Origin of the sequence: Pseudoalteromonas sp. T1lg88 (assembly GCF_002964765.1) — a bacterium.
Taxonomy (GTDB): Bacteria; Pseudomonadota; Gammaproteobacteria; order Enterobacterales; family Alteromonadaceae; genus Pseudoalteromonas.
The window spans coordinates 316,521-337,921 of record NZ_PQCF01000032.1 but is presented as its reverse complement, the minus strand read 5'-3'; the positions used below and the strand labels follow the sequence as shown (position 1 = coordinate 337,921).

The window sequence follows — 21,401 nt, the reverse complement described above, 5'->3', positions numbered from 1 at the left end:
TTATTCTCCATAGAAAAATCACAACGCCGTAAGCATGATATTTACCCCGCCAGAGCGATTAGCTATTTAAGTGAATTGGTATAAAATGCGGCTTTTGCCTTTGTGGGATCATGTATGTGTTATTGTGGGTCTGAGAAACAGTATACCGATTGTTGTGGCCGCTTTATCAGCGGGAGTGAACAAGCTGGTGATGCCCTTACTCTGATGAAATCGCGCTACAGCGCCTTTTGCACCCAGGCCATTGAGTATTTAGTTGCCACTTGCTCGGCGGCAGCCCTCAAGAATAACCAGGCAGAAGATGTCGCCGAATTTGCCGAAGCGGCTAAATTCACCAAACTTGAGATAGTCGACACCGACCTCACTGCCTATCCAGCCGAGGTTGAATTTAAGGCCTATTATCTATTTGCCAATAGCCTGTGTTGTATTCATGAGCGCTCGACCTTTATCCAACAAGATGGTCATTGGCTTTACGACGCGGGTACCCTGATGCCCACAACAGAACGTAAACTCAGTCGCAATGACTCCTGCCCCTGTGGCAGCGAAAAGAAATTTAAAAAGTGTTGTGGAAGCTAGAATAAAAAAACGCCCTCACTGGGGTTGTGTGGGCGTTGAGAAGAGCACTTATTCTCTTGGGCCAACCGGCACCATAATGTGCGCATAGGGAGTTCCTTTCCACATAACATAGGGACCACCTGCATAGGGATCTGTGGGTAAGCTATCCAAAAGAGCGTTATCCGGCATAATAATCATCAAATGTGGACCTTCTACGATCCATTGATTATCTTCCGTCTCCCCTTCTGCATAAGGGTCGGTATTACTGGCACCACCATCTCCGGCCAGCATATAGGAAATACCTACCGCTTTAGCCTGAAACGGCTTTTTATTGGTCCAGGCATCCGCCCACTCCATCCAAGGCCCATCCATACACATGGGTGCGGTACCGCTTAGGCTTGGTGGTGTAGGAAAACAGGTGTAATTACTGCTGCCTTCTTGCAACACATTTTGTTGCCAGTCCATCACTGTTACCTTATCTCTTAACGTCGGCGGTGCGGCGCTCAAAGCATCCTCTAATAAGGCTTGTTTATCTTCATCAGCAATGGCTGAGCCGGCCAAAGCGGCCAGTGATGCACTCAGCAGTAGAGCGTTTGTTTTGTTCATAACACTATCCTCAGGTGAGTTTTACTACCTTTAATACTGCCTTAATGAGTATAGACGTACCTGACCCAGTGCCCAGTATTTATGGTTTGTGTTGGCGTGTTATACGCTGACAAATTGTTTCTGTGCTTTCATATCGTGATTTTATCTTAAAAAGCGACGACCTTGATTTGCATAAACTTTCGACAAGATGACTTATATCTATGCGGTTATCGGCATAATTTAGTATTTCTTTAGTTTTTTTCTTTACTTGAAAGCTCAGTTTGCTATTATCGCCGCCGTTGCTTAGGAGGGGTTCCCGAGCGGCCAAAGGGATCAGACTGTAAATCTGACGGCATTGCCTTCGCTGGTTCGAATCCAGCCCCCTCCACCACTTTTCTAAAGTTTAATAAGCACGCATCCATTTTTAGTGGAGGGGTTCCCGAGCGGCCAAAGGGATCAGACTGTAAATCTGACGGCATTGCCTTCGCTGGTTCGAATCCAGCTCCCTCCACCACTTCTTTCTTACTAGTTTCCAGTAAATAAAGCCTAGCTCATAGGTAAACTGCTATAACGCATCGAGCCTAACCATGGCATCGCTTGGTATTAAAACGCCAATTCTAAACTCGTTCCCTGCTCTCGTAACCAGGCCTTAGCTTCTTGCGTCTGTGCACAATGTTGATTAACCAAATGCCAAAACCTTGGACCATGATCCATATATCGAATATGGGCCAGCTCATGCACTAAAACATAATCGATCACCCAGGTTGGTGCCCCCGCCAGCAGAGTATTTAAGGTCAGCCTGTGCCGACGATCACAACTGCCCCAGCGGCGTTTATATACACGTACCTTAATGTCCACAGCCTTTACGCCCATGCGCGATTGCCAATAATCTAATCGCATATAAATAAAGCGCGCTAACTCCTCGGCCATAAATGCCAGTAAGAGCTCTTTAGCTTTCTCCTGCTGATGTCGGACTCGAGCGCTAATACACAGCTCAATGCTGTTATCTTGTAATCTCACCGAGCTGGCCTTAGCACCTTTGATCACCACAGGCACAGACCTACCGAATAAACTTAAGGTTCCATCATCCAGGGGGCGACTTTTAAGCCTGTACAGTTCACCCTGACGATCTAGTTGTTTGCTGATCCAATCTCGTTTACTGGCGACAAACTCGGCGATAAAGCGCTCACAGGTGCCCGTTGGCGCCTTAACCAGAAGTTGTTGGCGTTTGACTATTATGGCGACGGTCGAGCGTTTCCCGCTGTAGGTGATTTGATAGTCCATCGGCACATCGGGTGCCAAATTTGGGAGCACAATAAGGCCTTGTCTAAAATGTTAGCTAATCGTTCGGGTGAATGATATCAGGCTTTTGCAGACAGTGGTTAGCCGCCCCAAGCCAAGGTTAAAGCAATTTATGCACCGCTTCATATTCAAAGCAGGTGATCTCATGCATATTGGCACTGGGGTCGCGAAAATAAAGTGAATGTGAAACCAGGTGATCCGCCAAAGTTACCTTAACATCCTGCCCTTCTAGGTGGCGACGCCAGTGGACAAAGGCCTGCGCATCGGCGGCAAAGGCAATACCATTGCTGCTGCGGCTGCCTTCAAACAATGCCAGGCAAATGGTCTTTGCCTGATCTTGCAACATAAGTGGACCATCGTCCTGATGGTGATACCAAAATTCCAGCTCCGGGACTATCTCAAAGCCCATCACATTACGATAAAACACCAGGGCCTGCTGCATGTCTTTTACCTGCAGGTGACAATGATGCACGCCTCGTAGTAATGGTGCCTTAGTCATAACTCATCCCAATCTCGTGTCCGAGTTGACGTAAAAAGTCCTGCATATAGGCGGTGCGATGCTCGGCTTCAATGCGAGCACTGTGAGTGTTCATGGTGCTGGCTAAACCCAGTAACTTAACGAAGAAATGATCGAGCGTGTATTTGCCATCATCCGCCTCGCGCTCATGGCAAAAAGGATCGTTAGGATGATACAAGCCGCGGCAAATGGCACCGCCCACCTTCATACAGCGGCTGATCCCCACCGCGCCCAAGGCGTCCATACGGTCAGCGTCTTGCACTATTTGTGCTTCCAGCGTCAGCGGGGTGACATTGGCGCTAAAACTATGGGCAACAATGGCATGATGAATGGCCTCTAAATATTGCGTTTCGTAGCCTATGCTATGCAAAAATGTCAGCGCCTTATCGGCGGCCAGCAAAGAAGCCTTGGCACGATCCGGATGGTTTTTCGCTACCGCCACACAATCATGCAGCCAGGCTGCCGGTAAAACCACCGCCATTTCGGCCTGCTCTTGCACACACAAGCGTTTGGCCACCTGCACCACGCGCTCGATATGGGTGATATCATGGGCCGCATCGGCACTGCCGCAATCAAGGATAAATTCTCGGCATTGTTGTTCTAATTGCTGCATTGCTTCGGGCAATATTAGGGCCTGATTATTCACTGTTTCTCGCTCTGTGCTTGGCTTAGTTATAGGCTTATTCAGGCGCATTATAAAATTAGCGCCCAGGTCATTGTAACCGACAATAAAGGACTGATAGCTAATTGGCAAAATTAAATTTGAGTATCGGCCTGCGACTACCTAGAATAGCGCCTCAATTTACTATCAGGAGCTGCAATGGCCGGCGCAATTTATCTTCAACCTGGGCGCGAAAAATCACTTAAGCGCAAACACCCTTGGATTTTCTCCAAGGCAGTCAAAAAAGTGAAAGGCAATTTGGCCCTAGGCGATACAGTGACCGTCTACGACAGCCAGGGTAAATTCCTTGCCACCGCCGCTTACAGCCCAGAATCACAGATCCGTGCCCGCGTATGGAGCTTTGACGAGCACGAGCAAATCGATGTGGAGTTTTTCCACAAACGCCTATTGCGTGCCCTGGATGCGCGCCAACACACCATAGCCGAAGGCGGCTTAACCGGTTACCGCCTGTGTGCGGCCGAGTCGGATGGCCTGCCTGGTATCACCATAGATAAGTTCGCCAACTACCTGGTTTGCCAGCTGCTTAGTGCCGGTGCCGAGCGTCATAAGGGCGATATTGTTGCCGCCTTGCAGCGTATCTTCCCAGATTGCGCCGTCTATGAGCGCTCAGATGTGGATGTGCGCAAAAAAGAAGGCCTGGCGCCGACCACGGGGCCATTAATTGGCGAAGCCCCATCGGCTCCGGTACTGATCGAAGAAAATGGCCTCACCTGCGAAGTGGACATTATCGGTGGCCATAAAACCGGTTTTTACTTGGATCAGCGTGACAGCCGCGCCGCCCTTGAGCGCTATGTCAAAGACAAGGACGTGCTTAACTGTTTCTGTTACACCGGCACCTTTGGCCTGTATGCACTGCGCGGCGGTTGTAAGGAAGTCACCAATGTTGATGTATCACAAAATGCCCTGGATATAGCCAAACGCAATGTTGAGCACAACCAGCTGGACATGAGTAAAGCGCACTTTGTTAAGCAGGACGTGTTTAAGCTGCTGCGCGAATACCGCGAGCAAGGGCGTAAATTCGACACTATTGTGATGGATCCGCCGAAGTTTGCTGAGTCTAAGGCCCAGCTTACCGGCGCTTGTCGTGGCTATAAGGATATCAATATGCTGGCGATGCAATTGCTTAAGCCTGGCGGCACCTTATTGACCTTCTCCTGCTCGGGCTTGATGGAGCAGAACTTATTCCAAAAAGTGGTGGCTGATGCGGCGCTGGATGCGCACCGTGATTTACTAATTGTCGAGCGTTTAAATCAGGCCGCCGATCACCCCATCTCCGGCCCCTACCCGGAAGGCTTTTACCTTAAAGGCCTTGTTTGTAAGGTCTACTAGTCACCTCTGCAACCCGAGAGTGAGTGCCATTTGGCGCTCACTTTTGCTATCGCTTCTGGCTAGCTCACTTCCAGCATCTGCACACCGACACTATATTGACCGTCGTCTTCACGGGTGCAACGCACCACACGGGTTAAGGCATTTAAGGGAGCCACACTGGCTGTGGCAGATTGAATTCGTACCTTGATGGTAGCGCCGGGATCGACGGCAGTATCGAGAAATAATTGCATCCCGGAAGCGCTTAAATCATGGCAAATTGCCGTGCGACTAAACACCTCCTGGCCCTGATTGACTTCAACGGTAGCCTGGGCATCCACCAACATGCGGCGGAAATTGCGTTGCTCTTGATGATAAAGCATAAGGATCTCCTCAAGCTCTTTAAATCAGTGTCTGCAAGCGCTCCATTAGCTCATTCATCGCCAAAGGTTTAACAAAAAACCCATCACAACCAACCTCAAAGGCGTGTTTTTTAGCTGCCTCAGACTCCAGTCCAGACACCATTAAAATAGGGATGTCTTTGGTCTCTGGCGTGTTTTTCAGTATACGACAGGTGTCGAACCCATCCAGCCCGGGCATACATACATCCAGCATGATGGCATCGGGATGAAAAGTAAGCGCTTCTTTTAAGCACTGCTCACCTGATTTTGCGTACTTCAACTCAAACTGCTCACCTAATACATGAGTGTAGAAGGTAAAGTTAAAATACTCATCATCAACAACCAGCAACCTGGCTTTATTCTGTGTACGCAACACGACCTCCGTCCTTGTCTATGCGCTTATCATAATTGTAATTATAACCCAGCAGACATTAAGCTCACTGCGGCTTAAGTCTTACTAAGGTATTCACTTATAACATTAAGGACCCGCTTGGCAGACACCGGATAAGGGGTACCCAAGGTTTGCGCGAATAAAGAAACGCGCAGCTCCTGCTGCATCCAAAATATTTCTGTTAATGCCTCAGGTTGTGGCTCCCCTTTAGGGTGCTTGGCCAGGCATTTTTTATAGGCCTCAGCGACCTTATCCAGCTCCAGGGTGCAGAGACGATCACGATTCGGATCCACCGGCAGTTTTTCCAAACGGCGCTCAATGGCCTGCATATAACGGCTCAGGTCGGCCATTTTATCGGCGCCATGATGACTGACAAAGCCTTTAAAAATCAAGCTCTCAAGCTGGTTTTTTATATCGCCATGGGCGGTGATCATACTGAGATCCACCTTACCGCGCATGCGCTTATGAATGCCATGGGCACGACTGAGCACCTGCTCCACCTGCAAGGCGATAGCAACCACAGTATCGCCAAGCTCGCCGCGGATATGCTCCTTGGCGGCATTAAATTGCTCGGCGTCTCGAATATCGCCGAAGTTTGCCAATAGTTTATCCACGGCGGCGGCGATACAGTCATCAATCAGCAACTGCACCTTGCCAAAAGGATTAAAATACAGGCCCAGCTTGGCTTTATTGGGCAGGTTTTGCTGCAAGTATTTTATCGGCGATGGAATGTTCAACAGCACCATACGACGTAACCCCTGCTGATGAGCCGCCTGCGCCTTGGTCGGCGAGTCAAACAGCTCAATGGCGGTGCTGTCTTTTTTATCTACCAGGGCCACAAAGGCTTTAACCTCGTATTGCCCCTGTTTTTTCACATAGGACTCGGGCAGCGCCTCAAATTGCCATTCGGTCAGCCCTTGGCGCTCAATGCCTTCATCGGCCACCTGAGACAGGGTATTACTGACCTTATCCGCCAGCTGGGCCTTCAGCGCATCCAAATCATAGCCGCGCGCCACCAAGGTATTTCTATCGTCGCGCACCTCAAAGGCCATGCGCAAATGCTCATCCACCGCCAATGGGTCAAATTGCTCGGCTTCAACCTTGGCTCCGGTCATACGGAATAGACGCAGTGCCAGGGCATCCACCAGCTTACCTTGCAGCGGCTCCACCGAGCTCAATACCGCATCGGCATAGTTAGGGGCTGGCACAAAATTGCGGCGCTGGGCTTTGGGTAAGGACTTTATCAGCGCACAAATAAGCTCATGTCTAAAGGCGGGAATATGCCAGTCAAAGCCCTCATTTTGCACCTGGTTAAGCAGTGCCAGAGGGATTTGCACCGCCACACCATCGACATCCTGCCCCGGCTCAAAGCTGTAGCTCAGCGGCAATACCAGGTTGCCCTGCATCCAAATATCCGGGTAATTATCGGCGGTGATCTCATCGGCACCATGGCGCATCAGCGCTTCCTTGCTCATATGCAAGAAGCGTTTATCTTTGCGCTTTTGTTCCTTATACCATTTCAAGAAGCTGACGCGGTTACAGACATCCGCCGGAATATGCTTATCGTAGAACTCGTACAGGGTATGCTCGTCGACCAAGATATCGCGACGGCGCGCCTTGTTTTCTAAGTCCTGTACTTCCTCAATAAGCTTGCGATTCACCTGCAAAAAGGACTCGTTAGCGCCTAACTCCTGCTCCACCAAGGCGGTGCGGATAAAGATTTCACGGCTGACAACCGGGTCGATTTTGTCATACTGGCTGCGCTTTTTCGCCACTATGGTCAGGCCATAGAGGGTTTGTTGTTCGAAGGCGATAACCGCCCCGGCTTTTTTCTGCCAATGGGGTTCGCTGTAGCTGCGCTTGACCAGATGCTGTGCCAGTGGCGCCAGCCAGGCGACATCGATTTTGGCATTGATACGGGCGTAGAGTTTGGACGTTTCCACCAGCTCCGCCGACATCAGCCATTTTGGCCGCTTTTTAAAGAGATTAGAGCCCGGGAAGATATGGAACTGGCTGTTGCGTGCACCCTGATAAAAGGCGTTTTTATCGTCCTTTTGCCCCACATGACTCAGCAGGCCGCTAAGCAGGGCCTGATGCAGAGTCTCAAAGCTGGGCTCATTGCTCGCGTCTTTTAAGCCCATTTCTTCGCAGATGGTCGATACCTGATAAACGATATCCTGCCATTCACGAATGCGCATATAGGCAAAGAACTCCTGCTTGCAGAGCTTGCGGAACTGATTATTGGTCAGGGCTTTTTGTTGCTCTTCGAGGTAGTTCCACAGGTTTAAAAAGGCGATGAAGTCCGAGTCATCATCATTAAAACGCCCGTGCAGTTCATCGGCCTTGCCTTTTTTATCTTGCGGACGCTCGCGCGGGTCTTGAATGGCCAGGGCCGCGGTGATGATGATCACCTCACGCATAGCCCCAAGCGGCACGCTTGCCAGCACCATTTTTGCAAGACGGGGGTCAAGCGGAATGCGCGCCAAATCGCGACCCATTTTGGTGAGCTCGATTTGACTGCGTTGCTTCGCCGGTTTAACCGCCTCAAGCTCTTCAAGTAACCGCACGCCATCATTGATATTGCGGCTATCCGGCGGCTGCACAAAAGGGAAACGGCTGATATCACCAAGGCCAAGGCCAAGCATCTGCAAGATAACCGAGGCCAGGTTTGTGCGCAGGATCTCAGGGTCGGTAAACTCCGGACGCCCTAAAAAGTCTTCTTCGGAATAAAGACGAATACAGATACCCGCTTCCACACGTCCACAACGACCCTTACGCTGATTGGCACTGGCCTGAGAGACCGCTTCAATTGGCAGGCGCTGTACCTTGGTACGATAACTGTAGCGGCTAATACGGGCGGTACCCGGGTCTATCACATAACGGATCCCCGGCACGGTTAACGAGGTTTCCGCCACATTGGTGGCAAGGACAATACGGCGCTTATTACCTGGATGGAAAATTCGGTTCTGCTCGGCATTAGATAAGCGGGCATACAAGGGCAGTATTTCGGTATGCTTGAGGTTGCGCTTGCTAAGGGCATCGGCGGTGTCGCGAATTTCCCGCTCACCATTCATAAAGATCAGGATATCGCCCGGGCCTTCGTCGTAGAGCTCGTCTACGGCATCGAAAATGCCTTGCAGTTGGTCGTTTTCATCCTGCTCCTCGTCGCTGCCGCTAAGCTCTGTGATCGGCCTGTAACGCACTTCCACCGGGTAGGTACGCCCGGACACCTCGATAATAGGTGCGTCGTTAAAGTGACGAGAAAAACGCTCCGGATCTATGGTCGCCGAGGTAATAATGACTTTTAAGTCCGGGCGCTTGGGCAGCAGATTCTTCAGATAACCGAGAATAAAGTCGATATTCAGACTGCGCTCGTGGGCCTCATCGATAATGATGGTGTCGTACTGGTTGAGATAGCGGTCGTTTTGAATCTCCGCGAGCAGGATACCGTCTGTCATCAGTTTAATATAACTGCGCTCGCTGACCTGATCGCTAAAACGAATTTTAAAGCCGACGGTTTGACCAATTTCGCTTTCCAACTCTTCGGCAATACGGGCGGCAACGCTACGTGCCGCTAGGCGACGTGGTTGAGTATGGCCAATTAAGCCTTCAACGCCACGACCTAGCTCTAGGCAGATTTTCGGGAGCTGAGTGGTTTTACCCGAGCCGGTTTCACCGGCAACAATCACCACCTGATGCTTGGCAATCGCCGCTTTAATATCTTCGCGTTTTTCACTAACGGGTAAGGCCGCTGGGAAACTGGGCTTAGGCAACTCGGCCAAACGCTTGGCGCGAGCAGCAATACTGGCATCAATACTGGTGGCAATCTTAGCAAGAACACCCTGCTGTTTTTGGGCGTCGGCTATTTTTTGCACCCCTTGTAGGCGTTTTTTGAGTATAAATTGGTCTTTTTTTAAACACTCATTGAGCTTGGCATACAAGGATTTGCTGGCAGACACACAGGCCTCTAAATAACGGCATAAAATGGCTGCTCAGCTTAGCAAAATATCGCTCTAAAGTGTATCGTTAGACAAAGCGTTTTCCAGGCGCATAATTGTCATGCAAGTGCTTGTCCAGCGCCAACAAAATATGGGCCCGAGTGATGATCCCCATGAGCTTGCCTTGCTCATCGCACACCGGATACATTTTCGGCTTATCTATCTTCATGTTTTCGGCGACCGTCATCACGCTATGATCAGGCGTGACACACAAGGGCTCCTTGGTCATCACATCACCAACCACGCAGTGTGCTTCGTTTTGATAGGTAGAATTAAGCATTTGTTGCAAGCAGTCTTGCTCAGAAACAAAACCAATGACGGTACCGAGATCATCGATCACTGGGCCACCGGTTTGACAGCTTTGAAGAAGTTTTTCCACCGCGCTTTCAATGGACATATCGGCTTTGAAAGTCACAGGTCTGTGGTTATAGTAATCAGCGACTTTAATAGATTGCATACGCACCCCCAAAATTATTAGCGCCAACATTGTAAATATAGTTGGCGCCAGGATTTTTGCGTAGCTAGGGGAGTAATTATTCGTCTTTAAAAATAGCCACATAGGTTGGGGTTGTACTGCTCTTACTGGCGCGATACATACCGCCGTATTAAACGGCATGCTGATGTTGCCCTTGGCATCGACTATGATCACCCCGCCTGTGCCACCGGCTTCGAACATGGGCCCAAAGATCACCTCGTTACCGGCCTGCTCAATGCTCTTGCCTTGGTATTGCACTCGAGCACAAATATCACTCGCCACCTGATAACGAATAAAGTACTCACCATGCCCCGTGGCCGATACCGCACAGGAGGCATTATCGGCAAAGGTACCTGCGCCTATTACCGGTGAATCACCAATGCGGCCAAAGCGCTTGGCCGTCATACCGCCGGTGCTCGTGCCTGCGGCGATATTGCCGTGGCTATCGAGGGCAACAGCACCGACCGTACCCATCTTGTATTGGCTTGGCAATGCCTGATGCAGGGCCTGATAATCCTTGGTGGCCGATTTGGCCTTATCCAGCTTTTCCTTGGCTTTAAGTAGCGCCTCATAACGGTGCTCGGTATCAAACACACTGTTTTCCACCAACTTCATACCCTGCTGCTGGGCAAACTCTTCCGCCCCTTCTCCACTTAACATCACATGCACAGAATTGGTCATCACCAGACGAGCTAAATCGATGGGGTTTTCAATATGTTTGACTCCGGCTACGGCGCCCGCTGCACGGGTACGACCATCCATAATCGAGGCATCGAGCTCATGCTCACCCTCGTAGGTGTACACCGCGCCTTTACCGGCGTTAAAGTAAGGGGAATTCTCCAGCACATTAATGGCCGCATTGATGGCATCCAGACTGGCGCCCCCTTGGTCTAACACCGCATAGCCTGCTTCCACCGCTTCGCTCAATTTGGCGCGATACGCCTTTTCTTGCTCCGGCGTAAAGCGTGCCTTTTCAATGGTCCCGGCACCGCCGTGAATGGCGATGGCTATGGGATTCGCAGGGGTATCGGCTAGCGACGAAAAAGAAGAAAGACTAAGAAGTGCCAAGGCACCGAGTAAAGACGATTTCATATCTTGCTCTAATGATGGAAATAAGAGCATTCCACTATGCGCATTCTTCCTAACGGGCGCAAGCACTTGCGATAAAGCGTTTTCCTTTTTTCCGCAACGAGTTGCAGGCATAAAAAAAGCCCGAGTGGTTAGCTCGGGCTCAAAGTTGGGATTTTTTTACCTGTTACTTGCTTAAATCCAGCATCAGCTTATTCAAGCGGGTTACAAATCCGGCCGGGTCTTTTAAGCTGCCGCGCTCGGCAAGCAAGGCCTGGTCCAGCAGTACCTCTGACCACTGAGTGAACTTGTCTTCGTCCTGCTCATTGTTAAGGTGCTTAACCAACTGGTGCTCAGGGTTTAGTTCGAACACAGGCTTGGTTTCCGGCACCTTTTGACCGACGGACTCCATAAGCTTGATCATCTGTGAGCTCATATCGTGCTCATCGGCAACCACACAGGCCGGTGAGTCCGTTAGGCGATGGGTAAAGCGTACTTCCTTGACCTTATCGCCCAGCGCCGTTTTAATGCGCTCAAGCAAGCCTTCCACTTCCTTCTCAGACTCTTCTTGGGCCTTTTTACTCTCTTCGTCGTCAAGGTCACCTAAGTCCAAATCACCGCGGGTGATCGACTGGAACTGCTTGTCTTGGAACTCGGTGAGGTGGCTCATCATCCACTCGTCAACACGGTCGCTCAGTAGCAAGACTTCGATGCCCTTCTTGCGGAAGATCTCAAGGTGTGGCGAGTTCTTCGCCGCCTCAAAGCTGTCGGCCACCACGTAGTAAATCTTGTCCTGGCCTTCGCTCATGCGCTCGATGTACTGCTCAAGCGACACATTCTGCGTCGCTTCGTCCGTGTGTGTTGAAGCAAAGCGCAACAGCTTGGCAATGGCTTCTTTATTCGCCATGTCTTCCGCCGGACCTTCTTTGATAACGCTACCGAACTCATCCCAGAAGGTTTGATACTCTTGCGGTTTGTTCTTACCCATGCGATCCAGCATTTTCAACACGCGAGACGTACAGCCCTTACGAATTGTTTGGGTGATCTTGTTGTCTTGTAGAATCTCACGGGACACGTTTAGCGGCAGATCGTTCGAGTCCAGCAGACCTTTTACGAAACGCAGGTAGCTTGGCATAAACTGCTCGGCGTCATCCATGATAAATACGCGTTGTACGTAAAGCTTTAAGCCGCTTTGACGCTCGCGGTTATACATATCAAAGGGGGCACGCTTAGGAATGTACAGCAAGCTGGTGTATTCGGTTTTACCTTCCACCTTGTTGTGTGCCCAGGTCAGCGGCTCTTCCCAGTCGTGACCTACATGCTTGTAAAACTCCTGGTATTCTTCATCGCTGATCTCTGACTTATCACGAGTCCACAGCGCCTCTGCCTTATTGATGGCTTCCCAGTGACCCGGTTGTGCTTCGATTTTCTCGCCATCCGGGCCTTCTGATTCTGGCACTGGCTCACGGTACATCTCTACCGGAATGGCGATATGATCTGAGTATTTATTAACGATGCCGCGCAGGCGGAAATCATCGAGGAACTCTTTTTCATCGTCGCGCAGGTGCAGGATGATTTCGGTACCACGGCTGTCTTTGTCGATCTCGGCCAGGGTGTAATCGCCCTCGCCTTTTGATTCCCACTCGATAGCGTGCGTTTCACCGGCTTTGCGCGTGCGCACGGTTACTTTGTCGGCCACGATAAAGGCCGAGTAGAAACCCACACCGAATTGACCGATCAGCTGCGAGTCTTTGGCTTGGTCGCCGGTCAGGTTTTTGAAAAATTCTGCGGTGCCTGATTTAGCAATGGTGCCTAAGGCGCTGATCACTTCATCACGGGTCATACCGATACCATTATCGGCAATGGTTACCGTGCCCTTGTCCTTATCGGCGCTGATACGCACCTTGAGTTCTGCATCGCCTTCGTACAGGTCGCCATTTTCAAGGGCTAGAAAGCGCAGTTTATCTGCGGCATCAGAAGCATTCGATACCAGCTCACGCAGGAAAATCTCTTTGTTTGAATACAAAGAGTGGATCATTAAGTTAAGCAGTTGCTTTACTTCAGTCTGAAAGCCAAGCGTTTCTTTTTCTGATGTTGCTGTCATTTCTCTCTCCGTTAGCAAACAGGTTCAACTGAGTAGGTTGATAACCAGATATGCTCTTGTATATGGGGTGATGCGGTTGGGATTCAAGAGAGAAAAAACGAAAAAAGCGCCAAAAGGCGCCTTTTTGCTGGATTTTAGAGCAAATCAATCGTCAAAGGTGACCTGCTTACGACCGTTAAAGGCATGGGATAAGGTCATGCCATCCACCAGGTCTAATTCGCCACCGACAGGCACGCCATGAGCGATACGCGATGCGCCCACCTGGTATTGCTTACACAGCTCGGCAATATAATGGGCTGTGGTCTCGCCCTCTACCGTCGGGTTAGTCGCCAGGATCACCTCGTTGATCCCTCCCGCAGCCAGTTTTTGCTCGAGCACATCCAGGCCAATTTCTTTTGGGCCTATGCCATCAAGGGGTGACAAGTGACCCATTAATACAAAGTACAGGCCCTGATAGTGCCCGGTTTGCTCCACTGCTAATACGTCGCTGGGCGATTCCACCACACACAGCAAGCCGGAATCCTGGCGTTTAATATTACCGCACAGCTCGCACTGCTCTTGCTCGGTAAAAGTACGACAACTGTTGCAATGACCAATATCCACCATGGCCTGGCTTAACGCAGCCCCCAATTGGCTGCCGCCCTCACGGTCACGCTCCAATAAGTGAAAGGCAATCCGCTGAGCCGATTTCGGGCCTATGCCCGGTAAACAACGCAAAGCATCAACAAGTTGAGTTAATTTTGGCGAAAGCTGCATGTAAATTCCGATTAAGCTGCGACACTGTGTAATTCAGCGCTCTATTATGTGGCGTTAAGGTACCAAAGCCAAGCGCAAAAGTATAAGGGAGTTGTTAGCCCTAGTTTGAGGCCGACTCGATTAGCTCTTGATATGGCGTAACTTTAAGTTCTGACTGAGCACTGTGTTTCTCATACAAGAAAGTGGTCGAGCCACCACCCTCTTTGTAGGCATTTAAAGGGCAATCATCGGAAAGGTTATCGCGAGTGCCGCTCAGCAGCAAGTCGGCCTTGCCATCGCCGTTAAAGTCGGCGATTAATTGCACAAACAATTTAAACGTATCCTTGACCACGCCACACTCTCGCGTGTGTGAGCCAAGCACGGTCTCAAACAAGCGTGGGTTACTTTTGTTATTAACAAGCGAGAGCTCACCTAGGGTCTTGCCTTTAACTAGGGTTTCAAGCTCACGTTGTGCTTGCTGCTTCATTTCGTCGCTCTCAATCCCACCTGGTAATGGAATGATGCTGGCGGGAATATGGTGCCACCAATTGGCAGAGTCCATATCAAAATGATTTTCCTTGGCCACCTTGACCTGATCAAGCAGGGTCAACTCGGCGCACGCTGCACCGTAGACGAGTTCCCGGCCAAATTCCTCTCGTGATTTGCCATAGCAACCGCGCTTGATCAAGGCTGAATACTCCTCGCAACTGGCATATTTGCTTAGGCTTCCTTCCCCATCCGCATCCGGGCAAAAGAATTCGCCACCGTCCTCAATCATACGTTTATAGGGGACTTTATATTCTTCGATTGCCTGGAGGGCTTTCAAGCTTCGGTCGTCGGCTTGAACGTGCGTCACACCAAGCGCAAGCAGTGTCGTCGTCATTAAAATTGGGGTTAGTTTGAACTTCATAGCTGAGTATCCTTTCTCTTGGTTTTTTATGGTGATGCCAATGATAAAACATCGGGGTACATGTGAGTATTGGTCTTAGGGACTAATGGACAAAAAAATAGCGCCATAAGGCGCTAATTTTTATATGGTTCTTTATTAGAACGGCATTTTGAAGCCAGGAGGTAGATTCATACCACCGGTTACTTCTGACATGCGTTTTTGGCTTTCTTCGGCTACACGACGTACGGCGTCGTTACAGGCCGCGGCAAGCAAGTCTTCAATCATGTCCTTGTCGTCTTCCATCAAGCTCTCATCTAGCTCAACGCGACGTACATTGTGGCTACCCAGCATGGTTACTTTAACCAGGCCGGCACCGGCTTCACCTGTTACTTCTAAGTTTGCGATTTCTTCTTGGGCTTTTTGCATGCGCTCTTGCATCATCTGCGCTTGCTTCATCATGTTACCCATTCCACCTTTAAACATAGTGTTCTCTCTTCATTTAAATCTATGCTGGCAAAGATAAGGCCAGCGAGGAAAAATTACAATGGCTGCACCGAGTTTTCATCAAGGTTCGCCGAAAATTGCGTCATTAAGCGCTGCACATTGTGATCGCTGTGCATGGCCGCCACCGCCTGTTGCAAACGCTGGGCGTCGAGCGCTTCTTGGATCAGTTTCGGTGTACCCGCTACCTCGGGGCTAAACTCTATATGCAATTCTATGGGCTCGCCCAGTTGCTCGCTAAAACACTGCACCAAGCGTTCGCGCAACGCCGGGCCATCCAGGTGTTGCTGACTGGCGTCGACCTGCAAAAACACCTGATTTTGTTCCTTACGGTAGCAGCTTTGCAAAGCAAACTGACGGGTACGCCCACCTAAATTCATCTCGTCTATCAAGGCCGCCCAGGCATCTTGCTGATGGGCGAATTTGATGTCGCTGATACTGCTGGTAAAGCCCTCAGGCACAGGGATCACCAAAGGCTGCTCTTGCGCCTCGGCATTTGTCACCGGTGCTTGTAGCTGTTGCAACAGCTCAGGGGCCAGCTTTTGCGGATCCGGCTGATGCCTATCAAGCAGGCGCTGCGCCGGCGTTTGCTTACGCTTGGCCGCTTCTTGCTGTTGCTGTTGCTGTTGCTGTTGCTGAGCAGGCTCTGCCGTGGCAACTGCGGGGGCAACTGCAGTTGCTACTGCGGTATCAAAATAACCTGGTGATGCGCTTAGTTCGGCCCGCTCACCCCGGGCCGCTGCCTTTTTTAGGTCATCGCCGCCTTGGGTCACTTCATTGCGGCTTTGCGCCCTTTGGCCAGCTGCGGCTGCAGGCGAAGGCGTTGCCGAAGGCGTTGCCAGCTTACGGTTTTGCAGAATACGGGCGATGGCCGATTGAGTTTGCTCTTCCAAGGCATGCAGCTGCTCGGCCGGCGCCGCCTGACCTTGACTGTCCTGCTCAGGGCTTACTGGCTGCATTTGCTCAGCGCTTACTGACTGCATTTGCTCAATGTGGGGTTGCGCTTGCACTTGGTCTTGTTCTTGAACAGCACCCTGAGGTACTTGCTCTAACGCTGCTTGGTGCTGGAACCCAGGCTCTGCTGTATTAGGCTCCGCTGGCTCGCCGCCCTGATAACCTAACTCTTGAGCCTGTTGTAGCACGGCATCAAATTGCGCCGCCGCTTCTTGCTCCTGCGCCACTTCCTCATCCATTTCTACAGTGGGTGCAGAGGATGCAGAAGGTACTTCAGGTGCAGACACAGGCTCTGGCTTAGCAGCCTTGGGCGCTGAGGCCAGCTCATTATTATTGCGGGCCAGCATGGCACGCAAATTAGCCGCTTGCTCTTGACCCGAGGCCTTAGGGCTGGCCATCTCGGCCACATTCGCTGGCGCTGTTGGCATGGAGGCCAAGGCCGCAGGCTCGAAGGCCAATAAACGTAACATCAGCATTTCAAAGCCCACCTGTGGTGAGCTGCTCCATTGCAAATCACGTTTACCGCTTAACAGCAATTGGTACAGAGTGTGAATATGCTGAGGGTCGGCGCTGCGGGCCGCCGCACTTACGTATTCGGCGTCGCGCTCGCTAAGCGCCGCGGCGCTGGGCACCAACTGAGTCAGCTGAATGCTATGCATCAGATTTAATAAGTCATCCAGCACCGCAACATAATTTGGGTTACGCTGCGCTAAGGCTCGGGTTTGCTGCATCAGCTCGGCGCCATCGTGCAGGAGCACGGCACTCAGTAGCTGCTGGGCAAAACGCACATCCATCAGGCCGAGCATGTCTTTGACCGCTTCTTCCACCAGCTGCCCATTGGTTTGGGCTATGGCTTGATCGGTCAGACTTAAGGCATCCCGCATACTGCCGTCGGCAGCCTTAGCCAATACAGCCAGTGCCGAGTCTTCGTAATGGATTTGTTCCTGGCCAAGAATATGCTGCAGCTGGGTGCTGATCTGCGGTACAGATAAGGCGCTTAAATTAAACTGCAAACAGCGAGATAAGATGGTTACCGGTAATTTTTGCGGATCGGTCGTCGCCAGCAGGAACTTCACATGTTCGGGGGGCTCTTCCAAAGTCTTTAACAGCGCGTTAAAGCTGTGTTTGGAAAGCATGTGCACCTCATCGATAAGGTACACCTTAAATTGACCTCGTGTTGGTGCATATTGCACGTTATCGAGGATTTCCCGCGTGTCTTCAACCTTGGTGCGCGATGCCGCATCGATTTCGATAAGATCTATGTACTTACCCGCTTCGATATCTAAGCAGGTGCTACATTGGCCGCAGGGCTGAGCGGAAATGCCCTGCTCACAGTTCAGGCTCTTGGCAAAGATACGGGCGATGGTGGTTTTACCCACGCCTCGCGTCCCGGTAAACAAATAGGCATGGTGCAGACGCTGCTCATTTAGCGCGTTAACCAAAGCTTGTTTAACATGGTCTTGACCAACAAGTTGGTGAAAGGTTTGCGGTCGCCATTTCCTGGCCAGAACCTGATAGCTCATTGCTTAATCGCCTTCGAATTCGACTAGTTTAAATACGTCAATTCCCTGTTGGCGCACGCGTTGCTCACCACCTAAATCAGGTAAGGAGACAACAAACGCAGCATGTGTTGCTTCGCCGCCAAGCTTGGCAACGAGTTTAGCGGTGGCTTCAATGGTGCCGCCAGTTGCTAATAAATCATCAACTAACAATACCTTATCACCGGCCACTATAGCGTCTTGGTGCAGCTCCAGGGTATCTTCACCATATTCTAACTGGTAGCTTTGTGCAATGACCGCACGAGGTAATTTGCCCGGCTTACGCACCGGAATAAAAGGCACACCTAACACATAAGCCAAAGGTGCGGCAAAGATAAAGCCACGAGATTCGGTACCAATGATCTTGGTAAAGCCCAGGTCTTTATACTTATTCACCATGTGATCTATGGTCAGTTGTAATGCCTTGGGGTCGGCTAACAGGCTGGTAACGTCACGGAACATAATGCCCGGTTTAGGATAATCGGCAACCGTGGCAATGGATTGCTTGATGTAATCAAGATCAGCAGCGCTCATAACTCATTTCATGTTTTGTTTTGTTTAGCGCTGCATTATATACCCAAACGATTTGAAGATACATGCTTGGGCGCTATCACAGGGGGTCAATACACGGGGGGATAATGTGCCGGCGAGCCCCTTTTTAGTTGCTTTAACACAATGTGAAAAACAAAAAAGCCACCTGGCTAACAAGTAGCGAGGTGGCTCAAACACGGAAGTATTTAATTACAGAGCAGCAAAAACCGCGTCTGTTTTGGCCGCACAGATGAAATCATTCTTGTGCAAACCTTTAATAGAGTGTGACCACCAAGTGATGGTTACCTTGCCCCACTCGGTCAGAAGACCTGGGTGGTGACCTTCTTCTTCAGCCATGGCGCCTACTAGATTAGTGAACTCTAGTGCTTGCTTGAAGTTTTTGAACTTAAATACACGCTCAAGCTGCATAATGCCATCACGTACTTCAGGCACCCACTCAGGGATATCTCTGATCAATACTGCCAATTCATCATCTGACACCTTAGGCGCATCCGCACGACACGCTTCACATTTTTGTGCGCTTAATTCAGACATTACTAATTCCTTAACTTGCTAATTTTTCTTTAGGGGGAAATTTTGGCTCAAACAAGCCTAATTCTTTTGCTTTAGCTACTAACGCCATTAAATCCATTTGAGAAATATCAAATAAATCATGGATAGAGTTAATGGTGTAGTAAACAGGTTGCATAATATCGATTCTGTAAGGCGTGCGCAGCACATCCTGTACATTCATTGGGTTAATTTCCGGCTCATCACCGTAAACATACTGAGTCTCACCCGGGCTCGATAAGATACCGCCACCGTAAATACGCAGACCTTTTTCGGTTTGCATTAGACCAAACTCAACGGTAAACCAGTATAGACGCGCAAGATATACGCGGTCTTTTTTATCCGCCGCATAGCCTAGCTGGCCGTATTTATGAGTAAACTCGGCAAAATCCGGGTTGGTCAGCATGGCGCAGTGACCAAAGATCTCGTGGAAAATATCCGGCTCTTGCAGATAGTCGAACTCTTCACGGGTACGAATAAAGGTCGCTACCGGGAATTGCTTGTTGGCCAACAGGCGGAAAAACTCATCAAAGTCGATAAGCGCTGGTACAGGGGCAACCTGCCAGCCGGTTTCACGCTCTAGTACTTCGTTCAGCTCATGCAACTGCGGAATACGATCATGTGGCAGGTTAATTTTCTTTAAACCTTCCAGGTACTCATCACACGCCTTGCCTTCGATACAGGCCAGTTGACGCTCAACCAGTTCTGCCCAAATTTGGTTTTCTTCATCGCTCCAGTGGATCACGCCGTTTTCATCGGGTGTCTTGGAAACATACTTGCTTGACTTAGCCATAATAACCTTTGCATCTTCGACCAACCGCGCACCTAAATACGCCATTGGCAGCTAATCTGTGTTAACCAGATACTAAGTAAAAGTACGAAAATTTGTAATAGATGGAGTCGATATGGGTTTTGGGCAAACCCGCAAACACGTAAAGATAAAAATACACCTGAGTTTCGAAAAATAAACACCCCTTTATTTTAAAGGGGTGAACAATAAATACTTGTAACGTTTTTGATACAGTCGATTTTAAATGGACGCCAAGCCCATTTCTAAATCCGCAATAATTTCATTAACATCTTCAAGACCAATGGAAATGCGTACCAGGCCATCGCTTATCCCGGCGGCGCGGCGCTGCTCAGGCTCATAGGTGGAGTGTGTCATCGAGGCCGGATGCTGTATCAGGGTTTCGGTGTCACCTAAACTCACGGCCAAGGTGCAAAGCTCAAGCGAATTTATAAAGGTCTCCGTCTTTTCTAACGAGGCTTTAAGCTCAAATGCAATCACCCCGCCTGCGTCTTTCATCTGCGTGCCGATAAAAGCATGGCCGGGGTCCCCTGCCAGACCAGGGTAATACACCTTTTCAATTTTTTCGTGAGCGGCCAAATACTCGGCCACCTTATGTGCCCCTTGGCAATGCGCCTGCATGCGTACCGACAGGGTTTTTAAACCACGCAGGATCAACCAGGCGTCGAACGGGCTCATGGTCGCGCCTATGTCCTTAAGCACGGTAAATTTTATGGTTTCTATATGCTCGGCGCTGCCACATACCAGGCCTGCCACTACATCGCCATGACCATTTAGGTATTTTGTGGCGCTGTGTACTACTAAATCCGCACCCAAGGTGGCCGGTTTTTGCAACAACGGGGTCAAGAAGGTGTTATCAACAACGCTTATCAACTGATGCATTTTGGCAAAAGCACAGATCTGCTCAAGATCATACACCCTCATATTCGGGTTAGCCGGGGTTTCCAGAAATACCATTTTAGTGTTCGGTCGGCGCGCCGCCTTAATGGCGTCCAGATCACTGAAATCGACAAAGGTCACTTCTACACCATAGCGAGTGAGCAGATGACTGAATAAGGCATAGGTGCAGCCATACACTGTGCTGGAGGCGATCAGGTGATCGCCGGCGCTTAAAAAGCTCATGACCGCCGCCGATACCGCGCCCATACCCGTGGCGCAGGCCGCTGCATCTTCACATTGTTCAAGTGCCGCCAGTCGCTCTTCAAGCTCGCGTACCGTGGGGTTGCCCAGGCGCGAATAAATATAACCCGCTTCTTCACCGGCAAAGCGTGCGGCCCCTTGCGCTGTATTGTCGAAAACAAAAGTAGAGGTTTGGTATAAGGGCGCGGCCAGCGCCCTGTGAGGATCCTGTCGACCTTGCTCGCTGTGGATGCAAAGGGTTTGGTCTGTGTATGTGTGTTTGCTCATAATGCACCTTTTTTCTTTTAAAATAGGGGCATAATTGTTTGAAAAACAAGCACGCTAGCCGCTTGGACGGCCAGCTAACACCATTTTA

At 50.3% G+C, this 21,401-nt stretch carries 19 protein-coding genes, 2 tRNA genes and 1 pseudogene; 4 read left to right on the top strand and 18 right to left on the bottom strand.

Going from position 1 to position 21,401, the window contains the following annotated elements:
- The first annotated feature begins 114 nt into the window (after nt 1–114).
- Nucleotides 115–573 (top strand): YchJ family protein, encoded by a 459-nt coding sequence (locus C2M34_RS13175; RefSeq protein WP_105199166.1) that lies wholly within the window; start codon nt 115–117, stop codon nt 571–573.
- A 48-nt stretch (nt 574–621) separates the two neighbouring features.
- Here C2M34_RS13175 and C2M34_RS13170 read toward each other — a convergent pair whose 3' ends face one another.
- Nucleotides 622–1,158 (bottom strand): hypothetical protein, encoded by a 537-nt coding sequence (locus C2M34_RS13170; RefSeq protein WP_105199165.1) that lies wholly within the window; start codon nt 1,156–1,158, stop codon nt 622–624.
- A gap of 285 nt (nt 1,159–1,443) precedes the next feature.
- Between C2M34_RS13170 and C2M34_RS13165 the strand changes: the two genes are divergently transcribed.
- Both C2M34_RS13165 and C2M34_RS13160 read left to right on the top strand, forming a co-directional pair.
- Nucleotides 1,444–1,528 (top strand) — tRNA-Tyr (locus C2M34_RS13165).
- 38 nt (nt 1,529–1,566) lie between these two features.
- Nucleotides 1,567–1,651: transfer RNA gene (locus C2M34_RS13160), tRNA-Tyr, on the top strand.
- Nucleotides 1,652–1,740: 89 nt separating this feature from the next.
- On the opposite strand, the gene C2M34_RS13155 is transcribed toward C2M34_RS13160, so the two are convergent.
- The 3 genes from C2M34_RS13155 to C2M34_RS13145 all read right to left on the bottom strand — a co-directional run bounded on the left by C2M34_RS13155 (nt 1,741) and on the right by C2M34_RS13145 (nt 3,569).
- Nucleotides 1,741–2,451, bottom strand: coding sequence for a M48 family metallopeptidase (locus C2M34_RS13155; RefSeq protein WP_158681450.1), 711 nt, complete (start codon nt 2,449–2,451; stop codon nt 1,741–1,743).
- Between the two features lie 88 nt (nt 2,452–2,539).
- Nucleotides 2,540–2,938, bottom strand: coding sequence for a VOC family protein (locus C2M34_RS13150; RefSeq protein ID WP_105259035.1), 399 nt, complete (start codon nt 2,936–2,938; stop codon nt 2,540–2,542).
- Entirely contained in the window at nt 2,931–3,569 is a 639-nt protein-coding gene (locus tag C2M34_RS13145) for an HD domain-containing protein (protein WP_199774401.1), read from the bottom strand. The genes C2M34_RS13150 and C2M34_RS13145 overlap by 8 nt, the downstream gene beginning before the upstream one ends.
- Nucleotides 3,570–3,776: 207 nt before the next feature.
- On the opposite strand from C2M34_RS13145, the gene C2M34_RS13140 reads away from it, so the two are divergent.
- Entirely contained in the window at nt 3,777–4,967 is a 1,191-nt protein-coding gene (locus C2M34_RS13140; protein ID WP_105199162.1) for a class I SAM-dependent methyltransferase, read from the top strand.
- 59 nt (nt 4,968–5,026) lie between these two features.
- Here the strand turns inward: C2M34_RS13140 and C2M34_RS13135 are convergent, their stop codons facing one another.
- The 14 genes and pseudogenes from C2M34_RS13135 to megL form a co-directional block, all read right to left on the bottom strand.
- Nucleotides 5,027–5,326, bottom strand: a complete 300-nt coding sequence (locus C2M34_RS13135) for a PilZ domain-containing protein (RefSeq protein WP_105199161.1) — start codon at nt 5,324–5,326, stop codon at nt 5,027–5,029.
- 19 nt (nt 5,327–5,345) lie between these two features.
- The gene (locus C2M34_RS13130) at nt 5,346–5,720 is read right to left on the bottom strand and encodes a response regulator (protein WP_105199160.1); all 375 of its coding nucleotides are present in this window, start codon (nt 5,718–5,720) and stop codon (nt 5,346–5,348) included.
- 71 nt (nt 5,721–5,791) lie between these two features.
- Nucleotides 5,792–9,694 (bottom strand): ATP-dependent RNA helicase HrpA, encoded by a 3,903-nt coding sequence (hrpA, locus tag C2M34_RS13125; protein WP_105259034.1) that lies wholly within the window; start codon nt 9,692–9,694, stop codon nt 5,792–5,794.
- 67 nt (nt 9,695–9,761) lie between these two features.
- Complete coding sequence (locus C2M34_RS13120) at nt 9,762–10,190, bottom strand: CBS domain-containing protein (protein WP_105199158.1); 429 nt, start codon at nt 10,188–10,190, stop codon at nt 9,762–9,764.
- A 76-nt stretch (nt 10,191–10,266) separates the two neighbouring features.
- Nucleotides 10,267–11,300: pseudogene (locus C2M34_RS13115) on the bottom strand (isoaspartyl peptidase/L-asparaginase family protein).
- A gap of 163 nt (nt 11,301–11,463) precedes the next feature.
- Complete coding sequence (gene htpG, locus C2M34_RS13110) at nt 11,464–13,380, bottom strand: molecular chaperone HtpG (RefSeq protein WP_105259032.1); 1,917 nt, start codon at nt 13,378–13,380, stop codon at nt 11,464–11,466.
- Between the two features lie 144 nt (nt 13,381–13,524).
- On the bottom strand, nt 13,525–14,136 hold the full coding sequence (gene recR / locus C2M34_RS13105; RefSeq protein ID WP_105199156.1) for a recombination mediator RecR: 612 nt from the start codon (nt 14,134–14,136) through the stop codon (nt 13,525–13,527).
- A 100-nt stretch (nt 14,137–14,236) separates the two neighbouring features.
- A complete protein-coding gene (locus tag C2M34_RS13100) occupies nt 14,237–15,025 on the bottom strand; it encodes a hypothetical protein (RefSeq protein ID WP_105259031.1) in 789 nt (262 codons plus the stop codon).
- A gap of 135 nt (nt 15,026–15,160) precedes the next feature.
- Nucleotides 15,161–15,487 (bottom strand): YbaB/EbfC family nucleoid-associated protein, encoded by a 327-nt coding sequence (locus C2M34_RS13095; protein ID WP_105199148.1) that lies wholly within the window; start codon nt 15,485–15,487, stop codon nt 15,161–15,163.
- A gap of 56 nt (nt 15,488–15,543) precedes the next feature.
- A complete protein-coding gene (gene dnaX, locus C2M34_RS13090) occupies nt 15,544–17,982 on the bottom strand; it encodes a DNA polymerase III subunit gamma/tau (protein WP_105259030.1) in 2,439 nt (812 codons plus the stop codon).
- Between the two features lie 3 nt (nt 17,983–17,985).
- Entirely contained in the window at nt 17,986–18,531 is a 546-nt protein-coding gene (apt, locus tag C2M34_RS13085) for an adenine phosphoribosyltransferase (RefSeq protein ID WP_105199146.1), read from the bottom strand.
- Nucleotides 18,532–18,738: 207 nt separating this feature from the next.
- The gene (locus C2M34_RS13080) at nt 18,739–19,083 is read right to left on the bottom strand and encodes a 4a-hydroxytetrahydrobiopterin dehydratase (protein ID WP_105199145.1); all 345 of its coding nucleotides are present in this window, start codon (nt 19,081–19,083) and stop codon (nt 18,739–18,741) included.
- A gap of 10 nt (nt 19,084–19,093) precedes the next feature.
- Nucleotides 19,094–19,891, bottom strand: coding sequence for a phenylalanine 4-monooxygenase (gene phhA, locus C2M34_RS13075; RefSeq protein ID WP_105199247.1), 798 nt, complete (start codon nt 19,889–19,891; stop codon nt 19,094–19,096).
- A gap of 237 nt (nt 19,892–20,128) precedes the next feature.
- Nucleotides 20,129–21,313, bottom strand: a complete 1,185-nt coding sequence (gene megL, locus C2M34_RS13070; RefSeq protein ID WP_105199144.1) for a methionine gamma-lyase — start codon at nt 21,311–21,313, stop codon at nt 20,129–20,131.
- Between the last annotated feature and the right edge of the window lie 88 nt (nt 21,314–21,401).